This window comes from Salinivibrio proteolyticus (assembly GCF_027286365.1).
In the GTDB taxonomy this organism is placed as follows: Bacteria; Pseudomonadota; Gammaproteobacteria; order Enterobacterales; family Vibrionaceae; genus Salinivibrio; species Salinivibrio proteolyticus.
Map to the genome: position 1 here is coordinate 1,572,300 of NZ_CP114584.1, position 15,419 is coordinate 1,587,718.

The 15,419-nt window shown below is 48.7% G+C and carries 13 protein-coding genes and 3 CRISPR repeat arrays (1 of these 16 only partly in view); of the genes, 2 read left to right on the forward strand and 11 right to left on the reverse strand.

The annotated features are described in order from the left end of the window. Positions 1-111: 111 nt before the first annotated feature. Complete coding sequence (locus N7E60_RS07475) at positions 112-1,848, reverse strand: methyl-accepting chemotaxis protein (protein WP_269596981.1); 1,737 nt, start codon at positions 1,846-1,848, stop codon at positions 112-114. A 320-nt stretch (positions 1,849-2,168) separates the two neighbouring features. Further along, positions 2,169-2,676: a CRISPR direct-repeat array (repeat unit 28 nt; unit sequence TTTCTAAGCTGCCTGTGCGGCAGTGAAC). 272 nt (positions 2,677-2,948) lie between these two features. Here N7E60_RS07475 and N7E60_RS07480 point away from each other — a divergent pair. Then, positions 2,949-3,185, forward strand: a complete 237-nt coding sequence (locus N7E60_RS07480) for a TA system antitoxin ParD family protein (protein ID WP_069586499.1) — start codon at positions 2,949-2,951, stop codon at positions 3,183-3,185. Then, positions 3,154-3,501, forward strand: a complete 348-nt coding sequence (locus tag N7E60_RS07485) for a type II toxin-antitoxin system RelE/ParE family toxin (RefSeq protein ID WP_069586498.1) — start codon at positions 3,154-3,156, stop codon at positions 3,499-3,501. The genes N7E60_RS07480 and N7E60_RS07485 overlap by 32 nt, the downstream gene beginning before the upstream one ends. A gap of 126 nt (positions 3,502-3,627) precedes the next feature. Here N7E60_RS07485 and N7E60_RS07490 read toward each other — a convergent pair whose 3' ends face one another. The 10 genes from N7E60_RS07490 to N7E60_RS07535 form a co-directional block, all read right to left on the reverse strand. Continuing rightward, the gene (locus N7E60_RS07490; RefSeq protein WP_269596983.1) at positions 3,628-3,930 is read right to left on the reverse strand and encodes a HipA N-terminal domain-containing protein; all 303 of its coding nucleotides are present in this window, start codon (positions 3,928-3,930) and stop codon (positions 3,628-3,630) included. Continuing rightward, entirely contained in the window at positions 3,914-4,222 is a 309-nt protein-coding gene (locus N7E60_RS07495) for a helix-turn-helix domain-containing protein (RefSeq protein ID WP_077455917.1), read from the reverse strand. The genes N7E60_RS07490 and N7E60_RS07495 overlap by 17 nt, the downstream gene beginning before the upstream one ends. Positions 4,223-4,592: 370 nt before the next feature. Beyond that, positions 4,593-5,219: direct repeats of the CRISPR family, unit length 28 nt; unit sequence TTTCTAAGCTGCCTGTGCGGCAGTGAAC. Positions 5,220-5,369: 150 nt separating this feature from the next. Then, positions 5,370-6,017, reverse strand: a complete 648-nt coding sequence (cas6f, locus tag N7E60_RS07500; protein WP_269596984.1) for a type I-F CRISPR-associated endoribonuclease Cas6/Csy4 — start codon at positions 6,015-6,017, stop codon at positions 5,370-5,372. Positions 6,018-6,026: 9 nt separating this feature from the next. Beyond that, positions 6,027-7,010, reverse strand: coding sequence for a type I-F CRISPR-associated protein Csy3 (csy3, locus tag N7E60_RS07505; protein WP_269596986.1), 984 nt, complete (start codon positions 7,008-7,010; stop codon positions 6,027-6,029). A 16-nt stretch (positions 7,011-7,026) separates the two neighbouring features. Further along, positions 7,027-8,019: a type I-F CRISPR-associated protein Csy2 gene (gene csy2 / locus N7E60_RS07510; RefSeq protein ID WP_269596988.1), complete on the reverse strand. Its 993-nt coding sequence runs from the start codon at positions 8,017-8,019 to the stop codon at positions 7,027-7,029. After that, positions 8,019-9,368, reverse strand: a complete 1,350-nt coding sequence (gene csy1 / locus N7E60_RS07515) for a type I-F CRISPR-associated protein Csy1 (RefSeq protein WP_269596991.1) — start codon at positions 9,366-9,368, stop codon at positions 8,019-8,021. Before csy1 ends, csy2 begins: the two co-directional genes overlap by 1 nt. A gap of 252 nt (positions 9,369-9,620) precedes the next feature. After that, on the reverse strand, positions 9,621-13,067 hold the full coding sequence (gene cas3f / locus N7E60_RS07520) for a type I-F CRISPR-associated helicase Cas3f (RefSeq protein WP_269596993.1): 3,447 nt from the start codon (positions 13,065-13,067) through the stop codon (positions 9,621-9,623). After that, positions 13,064-14,035: a type I-F CRISPR-associated endonuclease Cas1f gene (gene cas1f, locus N7E60_RS07525; RefSeq protein ID WP_269596995.1), complete on the reverse strand. Its 972-nt coding sequence runs from the start codon at positions 14,033-14,035 to the stop codon at positions 13,064-13,066. Before cas1f ends, cas3f begins: the two co-directional genes overlap by 4 nt. Before the next feature lie 167 nt (positions 14,036-14,202). Beyond that, complete coding sequence (locus tag N7E60_RS07530; RefSeq protein WP_269596996.1) at positions 14,203-14,520, reverse strand: type II toxin-antitoxin system RelE/ParE family toxin; 318 nt, start codon at positions 14,518-14,520, stop codon at positions 14,203-14,205. Beyond that, positions 14,517-14,765 (reverse strand): type II toxin-antitoxin system ParD family antitoxin, encoded by a 249-nt coding sequence (locus N7E60_RS07535; protein WP_269596997.1) that lies wholly within the window; start codon positions 14,763-14,765, stop codon positions 14,517-14,519. The genes N7E60_RS07530 and N7E60_RS07535 overlap by 4 nt, the downstream gene beginning before the upstream one ends. Before the next feature lie 135 nt (positions 14,766-14,900). Beyond that, a CRISPR array of direct repeats spans positions 14,901-15,419; the repeat unit is 28 nt; unit sequence TTTCTAAGCTGCCTGTGCGGCAGTGAAC; it runs 49 nt beyond the window's last position.

Genomic DNA, 15,419 nt, shown 5'->3' on the forward strand with positions numbered 1-15,419 from the left:
GTACGAGAGTGTCAGAGTTTGTCGGTGTGTTTCAGTATCGCGTAGGTATTTCTTAATGTTTGAGTGACGGAGCGGATTGCCAAGCTCGACAATCCGCTAACAGTCACTGAGTTATGTACGAATATGTTTAATCGCACTGCTGAGTGAATCAACATTGTTCTTTAGGTCGGACACTATCGGGCCCAGTTGATCAATCGCTTCATTCATATCACCTGAAAGCGTCTTGATATTCGAGAGATTGCTCGAGATTTCATCACTAACAGAAAGCTGTTCTTCCGTCGCCGAGGCAATCGATGAATTCAGACGGTGAATTTCTACCGCAGATTCTTTGATCGTGCCAAGCGATTCGTTTGCAGTGGTCATATTGTCACGTGTCGATGCTATCTTATCTGCGTTAACACGAATAGTCTGTGTTGATTGCTCCGCCTTACCTTGCAAACCACCGATCATATCTTCAATCTCTCCGGCAGACTTTTGCGTGCGCTGGGCAAGCGATCTCACCTCGTCGGCTACGACCGCAAAGCCACGGCCTTGATCACCTGCTCGCGCCGCTTCGATGGCTGCGTTTAGCGCTAACAGATTGGTTTGTTCCGCAATTCCTTTTATAACATCAAGCACATTACCAACGTTCGTGGACTCATCGGCAAGCTCCTGAATCACCTCTGACGTTTTGTTAAATTCGGTTTCTAAACTGCCAAATTCAACCATTGTCTTATCAAATACTTCTTTGCTAGTGCTCGTCTCATTTTCTGTGCTTCCTGCATATTTTTCAGCCATGGACGTATTTTCAGCCACTGTGGCCAATGCCGATGTCATCTCTTCCATTGCTGTGGCAGCCATTTCCAACTCTTGGTTTTGTTGGTTAGATACTTTGGCATTTTTGTCGGTAATATTAACCAGACTCTCTGTGATCTGTGAAATCATATGATTCACATTATTAATTTTTTCAATCGTTGAAGAATAACTAACAATGACTTTATTAACAGTACTGCCAATTGTACCTATTTCATTATTTTTACTGTCATCCACGCGTAGTGTTAAATCAGAATTATCATCCACTTGCGTGAGCGTTGACGCCATTCTATCAATAGGATTAACGACATTCCGTTTAGTAATGACATAACCTAATACCGCAATAACAACCACAACCGCTAACGAAATATTTCCTATCAGTACAGTTCTTTTCACACTCGCCGCTGCCGCATTAAATTGCGCACTTGTACGCTCTTCTAGCGCAATAAAAAAGCTTTCGATGGGTTTCATAATCTTTGCTTTTTCTTGATGATACTGAGGGCTATGTAGCAACTCAATCGCCATTTGTTTGTCGGGCTCACCACGAACGGTATAGTTACCGCTACTATCCGGATAGAGTCCTTTCACCGCATTCATGGCTTTGACTTCCATATTGACTAATCCATCAGAGTTAGCTTGTGCTTTTTTGAGAAAATCAAATTCTTTTTCAGTGAAACCAAGATCTTGCATTCTCTGATTTAGAGAGATAGTTTTACCATCTGGTTTAGGTTTTTGTCCGTAATTTAAAACCAAATCCCAATAAATCGTATGATAGTTAACGGGCCGTGGTTTTTCACCGTTACGAATGGCTAGGATGTCCATATACATCTTTTCGTATTTATCATCGGCTGTCACAACATAAGTGCGCCCCAAACGGGTTAAATCATCAGAGCTTTGCCTCAATTCATCAGCCGTTTGATAAGAGGCATACCGAACCTGTGCCATTTCATCAACTTTATTCATCAGCCCATTCAGCTGGATGATCGTGACAAAACTAACGACAATCCCGGCTCCAATAATAAAGAACACTAACTTCATGGTGTTATTGATGTTCATATCCCACTCCAGCACTCAACATCTGTAAAACATCTTTACTGACTTAGCGTAGAAGAGAATCTCTGCATCAATTGAAAGAATCTAGGCAATGATAATTGCACCACAAGTTACTGTTTGATTACTCGCTAAAAATAAAACTAGCGATAAACGTCGAGTTACATACCAAACCACGAAAGAGTACAGTTAATTGGTCATTTTATAGAAAAGAAAGACACCCTCACTAATAGAATGAACCATCCACAATGGTTGTTCCGAGATTAGTAAACCACTGCCTATGCGGCAGTGAACCATCACAAAGCTGTACGGTTTTACCATTGATTTTTCTAAGCTGCCTATGCGGCAGTGAACGTTTATCACTGCACGATTCACCCACAGAGCAATTTCTAAGCTGCCTATGCGGCAGTGAACCGACGGTGGTGTGTGCTCGCGCTTCAATCACGTTTCTAAGCTGCCTATGCGGCAGTGAACCTGATGGATGGCCACACGGTCAGCGGCATTGATTTCTAAGCTGCCTATGCGGCAGTGAACTGTCAGCACTGAATCGGCTTTGACGTTGATGATTTCTAAGCTGCCTATGCGGCAGTGAACCGTGGGACCGCTTCCTGTGTGAGATATTCGAGTTTCTAAGCTGCCTATGCGGCAGTGAACCCTAAAACGCTCTATGTCGACGCTTACCGCGATTTCTAAGCTGCCTATGCGGCAGTGAACAAAGCGTTTGAGGAAATCGACAATCCCAGCGATTTCTAAGCTGCCTGTGCGGCAGTGAACGGGCTGATGGCATCTTTTTCCTTACGCTTATCTTTCTAAGCTGCCTGTGCGGCAGTGAACTATAGAATAACCTAACAATCATCTGATACAACAGGCCGTTAGGATAAAAATGGCCTTTTACCCTTGTTAAAAATCGCTTTCCGTAACGCTTTGTATTTATTGTTTATTTTTGAACGTCAAAAAAAGAAGGGTCGCAAGGGTATCAACTTATCACATATGTTGAAGCAGAGCCGTCTTAAGTCACGCCAGATGTGCCAGTCCTAAACATGTTGCAAGGCGCGACATTTTGTCGCATATTAACCAGTGAAGATTTTTAAACGAGGTAGTGAATCATGCCAACCAGTGTGCGGTTAGATGATGAGTTTGTGTCAGATGTAAAAGTGCATGCAGAAGCTGAAATGCGCTCTGTGCCCAAGCAAATTGAGTACTGGGCAAAAATTGGGAAAATCATGACTGAGAACCCTGATTTACCCTACAGCTTTGTGCAAGAGGCGCTGATTGCATCTGAAGAAGTTAAACTTGGTAAGGTAAAACGTTATGAGCGACGGACCCCAAAACAATCAGATTGATGTTTTCGTCTCTCGTGTTTTTGAAAAGCAGATGAACAAGTTGTCCGAGGCGCAATGTGAAGTGGTCGAGGACGAGATAGACAGAATCATTGAAGATCCCACGCTTGGCACCCAGAAAAAAGGCGATCTGTCTTATCTTTGGGTGCACAAGTTCAAGCTCGATAGGCAAGAAGTGTTACTTGGCTACGCTTGGATTGAAAACAAACTCGAGCTCTACCTGCTTAATATCAGCTCGCACGAGAATTTCTACGCGACGATGAAAAAGCGCAGAAAAGCGGATTTAAAGATCATCGGCGCGACGCCGAATCGACGTTAGCGGCGTTACTCTAGGGTACATACGCCTATAAAAACAGGATCTTAGCAATCTTTACTCAGCCATTTAGCATACGCATGTATATTTATCATCGGAACTGTGCCACAGCTTTGTAGTTGTGATAGAAGCTCAAATAAAATTGTTTGTATGACACTGTAACGCCTGTGAGACGACGTCTCTCAATGCGCCTTCTGGGAGCAGATTGGAGAGCACTGGCGGCAGTTTATCCGTGCGAATTTGTGGTGTGTGTAAGTATTGCGGATCGCGACGTTGCCTTAACGAAAAGGTCAAACGCTCATGCTGAGAGGTGGTGATAAACGCCGGATTGAACGTGAGAATATTCTTCCCGCCCGCGTAGTGCGTAACAACAGCTACATCAACGCCATGCAGTTGAATGTTCAGCCCCTCAACGTCTTCACTGGTTTTGGTCATCGCTATGCTCCGTCCCTAACCAAAAGTCGAGATCGTCGTTATCATCATCTTTATAACGATCGAGGTTTACCGACTCATCAACCATCTGAGATGCTTTGGGCTCGAGCGTTAATGTCAGGTCGAGCCCTTCAAGCACGCGCAGCAAAGTCGATAACCGAACATCACTCCCCGCCTCTACTCGCTGATACTGCTGTTGTTTCATGCCAATACGCATGTACATGTCAGACTGCTCTAGCCCAAGTGATTTGCGACGGGCTTGCAATGCGCGCGCTATATCTTTTAGTGACACCATTACATCCCCAAACAACTTTAATATTGTATTATGGCTTACATACAACATATTAGTTGTTCTTTAAGAAATCACAACGTATTCATTGTCAAATAAATCACAACATCAAGACTAGCATGGTGCATTTACATCGGCTGATATAAGCGCCAATCATGACAGGCGCCCATTGACAGTTTTTATATATCCAACACCGTAGCGGCGCTTGTGTCACCTAAGCTGCCTGTGCGTAGGTCGGACAAGCGCCAACTCGATCATACAAGCTTGGTGTGATTTGCGCCGCGCGCCTCCGACATTGAGGCCAACGATTGACCTCGATCGTGACAGGCGCCCGTTGGCAATGTGCACCTATCCAAAATCGTGCTGGGGCTTGTGTCACCTACGCTGCCTATGCGGCAGTGAACTCGTGATATTGATATATCGTTCAATCGAGATATTTCTAAGCTGCCTGTGCGGCAGTGAACTCGATGCCGTCTTTGTACACCAGCTTTTCACCTTTCTAAGCTGCCTGTGCGGCAGTGAACGTCACGGTAGACAGTGACGCCGAGGTCAAGGATTTCTAAGCTGCCTGTGCGGCAGTGAACTTAATGGCAAAGAAAGAAACCAAGATGCAAATTTCTAAGCTGCCTGTGCGGCAGTGAACTATATGTGGGTCGCGGAGTGTCCAGCGAACGATTTCTAAGCTGCCTGTGCGGCAGTGAACATATTAAAAAGGTTAATCCGTTGGTTTGGATATTTCTAAGCTGCCTGTGCGGCAGTGAACATAACACCGTACAACTGGCGGTAGAGGTTGATTTTCTAAGCTGCCTGTGCGGCAGTGAACCACTGGCACGCGGTGTAAGTGATCAGGTTTATTTTCTAAGCTGCCTGTGCGGCAGTGAACCGCTTAGCACTGGCGGCAAGGCTGCGGTAATCTTTCTAAGCTGCCTGTGCGGCAGTGAACGATGTACGCCAATGCGGTAACCGCCACGGTCATTTCTAAGCTGCCTGTGCGGCAGTGAACAATAGAATAACTTAATAATCGTCAGTAACAACAGGCCGTTAGGATAAAAATCGCCTTTTACCCTTGTTAAAAACGGCCTGCCGTAACTAGCTGTATTTAAAGTTTATTTTTAAAGAGCCCAAAAAGAAGGGGTAAAGAGGGGTTTCCCCCTCAAAAACACGGCACCGCAGATTGTTGGTCGGGTTCGCGTCGGCTTAGCCCATAACAGGTGAATGGTTGGCTGTTATTTGGCGGCTGTTTGGTCAGTTCCCGTTCGATATACAAAGCAAACTCGGTATTTGGCTGCCCTACTCGTTTTTGGCTCGACAGGCTGGTGACTTGAATAAAAGGCAGCGACCAGCGTTTGTCGTCCGTTTTGATGTTTTCCAACAAACGACGCTTTACCTCCTCCTCATTATAACCATTTTTGCTGGCAATCGCGGCCGCACGCCGGTCGAGGTTTTTATACAGTCGCTGCGGCGATTTGTAGTTCCAACGTTTGAAGTAGGCATAGTCTTGCACCCCTTCTGGCACGGGCTTGACCGCTTTAATATGTACATAATCGGTTAAGCGAGACAGCCATCGATGAATATTTAGCTGCTCAAATGCCGCCTCGGTTTGCGCAAACAAGCGCAACCGATGACCGAGTGGGAAATCTCCTTGGCGATAGTCCGGAAAACCCACCGCAATGGCCGATTGATTCGGTCCGATTTTGTTTTCTGCCAAGGCAATGTGCACTTGCTGAAACACCTTGTGCCAGAGAAAATCTGCCGAAATATCTGTGTCGGGCAATAAGGTGATATCAATGTAATACTGCATTGTGCCTCCTTACGCGCCAAACACGCCGCCGCGGATCAGCATCGCCATAATGTAATGCTGCTGTTCGAGCGTTGGGGTTTTGTCTTTTAACATCCATCCATCGAGCAAGTTGTAAAAGTCGTTCTTTTCTTTGGGCTGACGATACGCCGCCCCGCGGTTAGTCACCGAGCCATAAGGTTCAATAGCGATTGCGCCCACTTCGTCATAGGCAGGGTGCCAAGTATCAATAGTGCGCAGCGCGTTGCCGATTTTTTGTGAGTGCATCGCGGCTTGGCCATCTAATTGATACAAGAATTTACTTTTGTCGCCTTTACCGCCGCCCATCACCAGCTCTTGAGAGGGGTAGACCGCTTGCCCTTCGCCCAGTTGGCAGTAGGCTTCAACATGAATAAGCGCATGCGCTTCTGTTAAGCCATATTGGATCACCTCTGCCAGCGCGGTGACATCCGGGTGCGCGTCAAAATCGTGCAAGCTAAATTCGTAGCTATCAAAACTAAATTGCTTCTCACCTGCGGTGACCACCACCTTAACTTGCTCGGCACCGACACGGTTGCGCCACAAAAAACGCCCATTGGCAATGTTGTGTGCGTAACGCTGCGCCAGCTCTTTAAAACCGGTTTCTGATTGATAGTCACGCACTTTATCAGCCAACACTTGCTGATAGTCCGGATTGTTACAGGTTGACGGTACATGTAGTCCGCTGAGCACACGCAGTGAGAACGTTACTTTGAGCGTATCGGCATCATGCGGTAGTGCCGCAACATCGACCGTTTGTAGGTTCGCTTTAGATACTTCCGCATCTAGCTTAGCGGGATCATTGGCGGTGGCCGCTTTTAAGCGGTTAGAGATGGTGCCTCGCACTGATTTTTCGCCCACTTGAATGGGTTGCCAATCGCCTTTTTCCCAGTTGCCCGCATACATTAGTGCATCCGAAGGCACCAGTTTCGCTTCAAAGGCAAGCACAGAAGGGGTAGTCAGTTTTTTATCAGCCATGATGAAATCTCCTTAATTACAAAAAGTCGGGGTCAAAGTCAGTGTTATCTTCGGTTGTGGGCACAACGTCAGGTTCAATGGGTTTGTCATGCGTTGCTGCCGTCACGCGGGCAAGGTACCAAGGGTAATCACCGTGATAACGCCAGCATGCCTCGTCGATATCGGTGAGACGATGTACGCTGCGCCACTCTCCCACGCTGTATGCTGCTTCCACAAAGCTTACCGGTACCTCGGGATCGCGCACATTGGCGACCTCGCCTGCGGCATAACAAGGGGAAATAGCGCGGTAGCCCGTCATGATCGGCACTAAATATCCGGGCTTGGGTTTGGCTACGCGCTGCCATTGCGCCGGCACGGGTTGGTTATCGTCGTCAGGTGCGCTTTCATTATCGGCGACAGCTTGGTACGCCAACATGGCAAACTCACACCAAGCATCGAATAAGCTAGCCTGCGCATTGTGTTGCAATAGCTGTTGATGATGTTGAGCGAGATAATCATGTCGGTCGCAAAGGACAAAGCCCGGCATGAGGCGGCGCAACGCTTTTTTCTGCATACTTGCATCTGCGAGCAATTCAATCTCGCCAATCGCTAAGATTTGCCCACCCGCAAGCCGTCGCTGAGGCGCCAAATCTTTCACCTCCGCGATCAACTGTGCTGTGGCGGCTTTATCACCGGCAATCAGTCCCTCAACCTCAATCAGCAAAGAGATTTGCATATTCATGCGTCCCTCTTCATTGATTGATGCCGTTTCACCTTTGGCGGTGACCGGATTACGCGTTAAGGCAAAAACATAGTCGCCCCACCCTGTGGGCTGCCGTGCATGAACGTTGTTTTTATGGCTCACCACGGTCACGCCACCCAAACGCAATCCCATCGCATCAGGGAGTTGACGTGATAGCGCATGGGCAAAACCAAGAAAGTGCGTGATCGCCGGAAAACCATAAGTCAGCCCCGCGATCGCATTCGCGTTTTGCACCTCAATGTGCTTAAGCAATAGATACTGTGCCATTATCGGATCTCCTCAAATTGAGGCGTGTCGCGCTCAAACGCTTTTAGCTGGGTTAGGAACACTTTGCGGATGTAATTGAACTCCGTATCACCAAGCAGATAGTGTTGTTTGTCCTCTAGCTGGCGCAGTAACCAAGCAGCAAAATCAGAGGCGACAGTGTCCAGCCACGCTTGTGCGTCACGCTCTCGCTGAAATTGATCGTCGGGGTTGTACACATCCAGCCAAAGTGCATGTTCACGTTTTAGTTGGCATGATTGAACATCAGTGCCTTGGCTCCAACCGGCTGGAACTTGCTGCTGAACCCGCGCGGCATAGTCAAACACCAGGTCAGTGAGTGGCAGAATAAAGTCATGATCGCGCCGATAACGGGTGGCAAAGTTGCGGTCCCGTTCGGTTAAACTCGCCAAAAAGCTACGAAAGTCGTGGATTAAATGGCTGGTTTGGTAGGCTAAACGGCGGTTGAAGATACTGGTTTGCTTGCTTGGATCCTCCGGCTGCTGCTGATAGCTTGGCGGCGCAGCATTGAGCAAAAAGCCCTCGCCATGACGCTCACTATTCAGTTGTGACACGTTTTGCGGTTTAGAGCCGCCAAAGGTCTGTTTAACAGTACGCGGAAAGGCTTCTAACCGCTCTGGGTGATAATGCTGTTTATTCTTTGCCTCACGAATCGCTTTCACTTTCTCGCCATACCGCGTGGCACGCACCTTGGTGTACAGGGTGTGCGCAAGGCTCGATGAATATAGCGGGCAAAGCAGGTGGTACTCACCTTCATTCACCGGAAAGTAGGTCTGCTTAATCAAGTTATGAGCCGATAGCACTTGGTCACCCAGTGCCAGTGAAAAGCCTGCACGCCAAGTCTCTAGCAAGTTAGCGTCATCAGTGAGTGGCTTAAGTACGCTGATATGGCCGGCTTGTAACTGAGAAATGAGTGACTCACCTTCCACAGTGATTTTTAAAAAACGCGCCACATCCAACGCAGCTGCATTGCCGACCGCATCAATGGCTTTCTCGGTCAGCGAATAGCTGGTGAGGTAGCGAGACTCGCTCTTATCGTTCTCAGTCACCAGCATGCTGCTCGCTCTAGCATCGCTATGAACAAATTTGGGGCAATGGGTGGCGAGGCTAATTTGCTTGGCCCGCGTCGCAGCGTCTGTTACCCATTGAATTGGCTCAAATTTCGCTTCTATCGGGGTAGCTTTCTCTGCGTAATCGGCATTGGCGATCGCCTCTTGCTCTTGGCTGGCGGCGGCTTTTAGGGCCTTATCACGCGCCTTTTGCAAAGGCTCAAGCTTCGCCTGTTTGCGCTGTTCAATATATGCCAGCAGCGCATCGTATAGGCTGTGTTCCATAAGCGCTTCCTTTATCCATCAAGACAACAGTGTCTAGCTTACCGCCATAAGAAGATCATATCAACAACCTTATAATAGTTATCAAACTAAAAACCACGAATGGTGATCAAGGTCAGATTTGAGCTGGGGAACAAAAGTCCGTTATACTGCTAACTCTATCGCATCGATAGCTTAGAAATTATAATAGTTATCAAACAGTTACACTGCCGCATAGGCAGCTTCTTTCTGAGGGCAACTCTCGTTGCCCTCTTTTTATTCCCGAAAAGCACCCAGTTGTGGATGCCAACACCAAGTGATGTTTTGGCTTTCCCGCTCAGCCGCGAGGCGTATTTCGCCCAAATGCTGGCTCGCTTTTTTAATCGACCATCCCAGTTGGTCAGCAAAGTGCTGATAAACAGCTTCCGGATCAACGTCAAACCACCAATGGCAACCGGCTGCTAGCGATATTTCGGCGGGTTTAAAGCGATATGAGTGATCGGCGTATTGGTAGGGATAACGTGAAGTATCTAACTGTTGCCAAGCTAGTGTGTCATCGTCGTTATAAGCCAGCACAAAGCTTTCTTGGCGCTGACTGTGACGAAACGGGGTACGCCGGATCAGTTCGCCGCTCCAGCTAGCATGTTTACCGGGAAAACGTAGCCCAGCGGCTTGGCTGACAAGCGTATCGTTCCACCAAAGCTCGGCTTCCTTACCGGTTCGAAAAAAATCAGGTTGATACTTTTCCCCGCCCGTCAACTCCAACGTAAAGCGCAACGCACGGTGCTCTTGTACGCCCCAGTGGGTCACCGGTTTAGCCTCTGTTTTTTTCGGCAAAGCAAACTCAAAGGCGCATTTTTCCAGCTTAGGAACTTCCTGAATGCGCGGCGTGGCGGAAATTGCCGTTAGCCCCTCATCAAGCGTGACCTTGTAACCTTTTTCGAGCGGGATAGCCGCGCTTTCAAAGCCTGGCTTATAATAAGCGGGATGCTTGCCTTTTAACGCACGGACGTTCTGCTCGAGCACATGAATATTGGCGGTCGCCGGCGCTTGCTGGCGGTGACGTTGTACCCGCCCCGCCAACTGAATTAAGGCACGCATTGAACTCGGCTCGGCAATGGCCCAGTCGTAATCGTGATCGCGCCCGACTTCCACCACCGCGGTCCCCACCACCACAAACATCAGGTGTTTGGCATCACAATGTTCAATAGCATGGCGAATCTCCGGCTGCTCGAAAATCGCCGCTTCATCATGGCGATTTAACGCCGCATCGAGGCGACTCTCTCGATAAGAACGTAATGCCAGCGGAAACTGAGAGTGGTACGGGCAAACAAAGAGTGCATGATCCGGATCTGGCGAGATTTCCACCAGCGCGCGGGTCAGCGCTACCATCGGATCGATATTGGCCATGCGCACCACGCCTATCGACACTGTTTTGCCGGATGCATGAGTTTGGTGATGCGCATGGTGCAACTGATGAATATGGGTATGGATAAGTTGCGCAAGCGGCTCAAAGTCGAGATGAGGTTCGCTGGATATTGGGGGAGCAGCCAGAGAGGTAATCGCGGAGGTGTCTACCGTCTTCCCTTTACGTAGCACCTGTTGCTCGCCCTCTAATCGCTTAACGCGCTTGGCGACAAATTCACGGTGATAAGTCACGTATTCGGTTTTGTTCGTTATCGTTTGGATCTCGCTGGTAAATTCATCAAACCAGCCGCAAATCACAGGTGCACCGTCAGCGCCGTTTGTCGTCGCTCTGTCACCAAACTGGGCATGATTAAACTGCGCCCTGCCCGCACGATAAGCATCAAACAAGCTTTTTACTAACGAAGGCGGCAAGGTCGCCGATGAGAGCAGCACCCGTGACCCTAACATGCCTGCCCAGTTCACCAAGCGGCACAGCGCCGGTAGGTCTTCGAGACCAAAGTCATCGGGCTCATCAAGGACTAAGTCAGTACTGAGCAGACGCAACATGGGCGCAATTTGATGACCGCCGCGCAGGCTTTCAGTGGCGGGCATCAGATGATCTATCGTGCTCACTAACACCGGCGCACTGACCAATTTCTCCAGCTTAGGCTGATTATTCAGCCAGTGTTTTAATCGGCCATCGTAAATTTGCCCTTCATAGCTGATAAACAGTTGCTCGAGGAAGTCTTCAGTGGATTCACTGCCACCGGAAGACTGATTTGGCGTATTTTGCGCCTCGTGCAAGCGCTGGATTGCTTGCGAGCCAACGAGCACAGCCAACTCATCATCGCCAAGTTTCAGCAAATCGCGATACGCATCACCGGTTTGCAAGGTGAGTGTTCTCAACCCCAGCGCCACCGAGAACCGGCACCCCTGCCAAGGATCGGATAACGCATACATAATGCGCGCGTTGGCAATGGTTTTTCCGCAACCTGTCGACGCCATATTAATGCCGAAAAAGCCCTGTGTTTCCGACTGAGTGGCTATGGTTTTGGTTTTCTGATAAGCGATATCTTGCCAGCGATACTTTTCTTGTTCGGCGCCTTGGCTAAAACGGCGGTGCTGAGCAATCGCCGGCAAGGTCCATTTGAGCGAAGGTAAATTCTCCGCAAAGCGTCTCGCATTAATGGCCACGCCGATGTTGTGCTCATCCAACTGTTGTTTAGGCAGCGCGCTTTTGCGTTTTCCCTGAGACTGGTCTGTGTTAGCAATCGGCGCGTAATGGCCGTCCCGCCATTTGGGCTTGGATTTTTCCAGCGGCAGCGACGAGTAATAATGATCCGCCAGCATTAACGATAAACGTGCCATATGGCTGACAAACCGCTGTGATAACCAATCAACTTGTCCATGAGCGCTCCACGGATATTGGCGGGCACGCTGGGCCAATTGACGCGCTTTTTGTTGCCAAGGCTGGCTTAAAAACGGGGTGCCATCGGGAAACCGCCAGTTATCGGCAAGCGCCTGCGTATCATATTTGGCGAGGTCAAGTGCGTTGGGCGCATTCCAGTGGCTGCCAAAGCAACGGAAAAGCCATTGATCAATTTGCGAGAGCTCAACTGGCGCGTTGTCGGCATCATAGTTCACGGGCAATCGGTGATGCGACACAATCAGCCAAGCCACGAGGGATGCGAATGGCGATAAGCCATCAAAGACCGGCTGATAGCCGTCCGTTTCAGTAAACAGTTGCGCCAGTAGCTCAGTTTCATGCTCAGTAGCCGTTTCAGGCGTAAGCTCGCTAAGTTCATCAAGCCATTGCTGATCCTTTTTGCCCTTGGCGAACGCCTCGAATAAACGCAAGGATACCCATTCATGACGGTATGGTTCGCCTTGGTGTGTCGTTTGGCCACGAAGCTTTTGCTGAAACAGCGCATTGGCTTTGCCAAAATCGTGAAACAACCCTGCCATGGCCGTTGCCAGCACGATCACCTCATTAAGCTGCCACCCCTGCTCCCACTCTTTGTGGCTAAGATCAAGCTCAGTGCGATTGACCGGCACATTGCCTTCTAAGTTAAACTTGCGGCGGTTACCCACAATCCACACGAGTTGGCTATGGGTCCTCGAACGAATCCAATGACAACTGACCGCGGTGCTGCGGCTGGCAGTTTTGCTCAGCATTTTTCGCACCGTGTTTAAGCCATCTTCGGTGATCAGTGTTTGCCAGGTGTTATCACCAATTCGGTTGGCAAAGGCATCGAGCACACGGCGGGTTTTCTTCAGTGCCTTTTTCTCGCACTGAGAAATAAAGGTCACCATCATCGTTGCTGCTCCGTTATCTCATCTTCAGAGTCATCTTGCAGCGCAATGGCTTTGATGGTGTTGAACATAAAGTCCATCGCCTTATGCTCAATAAAGGCTTGCAGGACTTGTTGACGAAACTCTTGCTCTGTAGCGTTTTCTTTGGCGCATACAAACGCCCAAGGCAGCACGATGGCATCTTTGATTAGGTCAGCCGCATCAAACACCAGCGCGCCGCGACGGGTTTTGCCATGCATCACCGAAAACCCGTGCGGGATCCCAAGCACCCACAAACAACTCGCTGCCAAGCCATAGGCTAAGTAGTTGCCATGATTTAAAAAGCGGTTGGCGAGATCGTCGGCCTCATGCTGGCGTTTAAAACCGTTTTTTTGCGTGCGGTTGGCGGCGTGTTTGTAGAGCGCTTTGGTCAGCTGCGCTTCGGTAAGCAATAAATCAGCTGGCTTGCTGGCCGTCTCGGTTCGCTCCACAAAGGTGTCGAGCGAGCCAGCCAATTCGGCGACATCGAATCCTTCAAGCTTAAGTTCACGGCTCGCTTGCCAGACCTGCTTTAAGTAACTCAGACGTGCCAGCTGAAAAGCCCGCGCAGCGTCCAGTCGCTTTTGATCATCAAACCAAAAGGATAACCAACCTTGCAGGTATTCGGTGGGTCGATACTCGCTTTGCGGCGTAAACCATTCGACCTCGGTTGCCATATGCAGCGGTGTGCCTCCACCTCCGCAGAATCCAACCAGCACGCCCGCTTGCGAGAGCATACGCATCGCCGCTTGCGTAATTGACGTACCGGTGCCGAGCAGTAAGACGGTGGTATTGGCAATCGGGATATTAAAGTAGAGGTTTTCGCGTTTGGCCTCCACCAAGTACAACACACGCCCGTCTTTTTGCATCACACGGCAATGCTCGAGGTAGTACGTATTGGCGCGTTTGGAATGAAGGATGGTTTTAAGATCCGAGGGCGATAGATCGTCCATGAATGTCCCTTTCGTGATTGTCCGAGTGACAAAGCAGATCACTCACAAGCGCTAGAAAGGTAACAAAAATAGCAATGCATGCCCGTGAAACAAGGCACAGTTTAGGGTTTGAAGGAAGATCACTTTATGAGTACGTATGTCAGTAATGATGAATCACAATGAGCGCACTAACCAATAGTGAAATGGTTAATAATGTCCATTTCTTTATGAGGAACACCTATGATATCAATCGCATGGCGTCGGATAAGATAAAAGACAAGATGTTGTCCTTCAGGAAAGCAGTAGTACCCGTTTTCGATGTCTGTTCTATGCTGGCCTAGTTGCGGGTTCTCTGCTAGCCAGTTAAACCGCGTAGCTAGGCGCTTTAAATAAGTGTTACGCTGTGCTTTTCCCCATTTACGCTCAGTGTAACGACCAATATTTTTAAGATCATCACGTGCTCTGGGCGTAATACGAACCTGCTTTTTTATTTGGCTCGCCGTCAAGATTCTGCGTCCAAGTCGTTAATCAGTTCATCCATTGAAAAGTCATCGATAAACGTGTCACTGGCTGCCTGTTTAGCCCCCTCATCAAGATGTGCGCGCAACACATCCAATTTGGTTTTGCGTTCCTCAAGCGTGCGTAATGCATCACGAACAACCTCGCTAGCAGAGCCGTACCGGCCACTTGCTACCTCGTTTTTAATAAACACTTCCCAGTGCTCCCCTAAGCTTAAACTTGTTGTTGCCATAACTATTGCACTTATTCATAAATATGAATAATGAATATAGCGCTTTTTGTAAGTGACTCCCAACTTTTTAACTCATATTGATTCAGCCGAACAACGTTAGGTATATAGCAGCCCACAAGAGTTCTCATTCAATCGTTTCTAAGTTGCCTGTGCGGCAGTGAACGATTGCGTTTGAGATAGTGAGGATTCCAGAGATTTCTAAGCTGCCTATGCGGCAGTGAACTAATTACTCGGAGTTAGTGACACAACGATACTTTTCTAAGCTGCCTATGCGGCAGTGAACAGCGTATTGATATAGCACTGGGACTTAACTTATTTCTAAGCTGCCTATGCGGCAGTGAACAAGACACGATGGGCATCTATTCCGCGTTTCTTTTTCTAAGCTGCCTATGCGGCAGTGAACCTGTCTGCAAATAAAAAAACCCCACCGGTTAATTTCTAAGCTGCCTATGCGGCAGTGAACGAAATTCTTACTTGCAACTTCTGTTGTTGTCATTTCTAAGCTGCCTATGCGGCAGTGAACAGATTTACACGCCGGAGAGCTTGGAGCCTATCTTTCTAAGCTGCCTATGCGGCAGTGAACAAGCCGTTTTGAGGGTGTAGCAAGTCGTTTTATTTCTAAGCTGCCTGTGCGGCAGTGAACCTTGGCGCAAG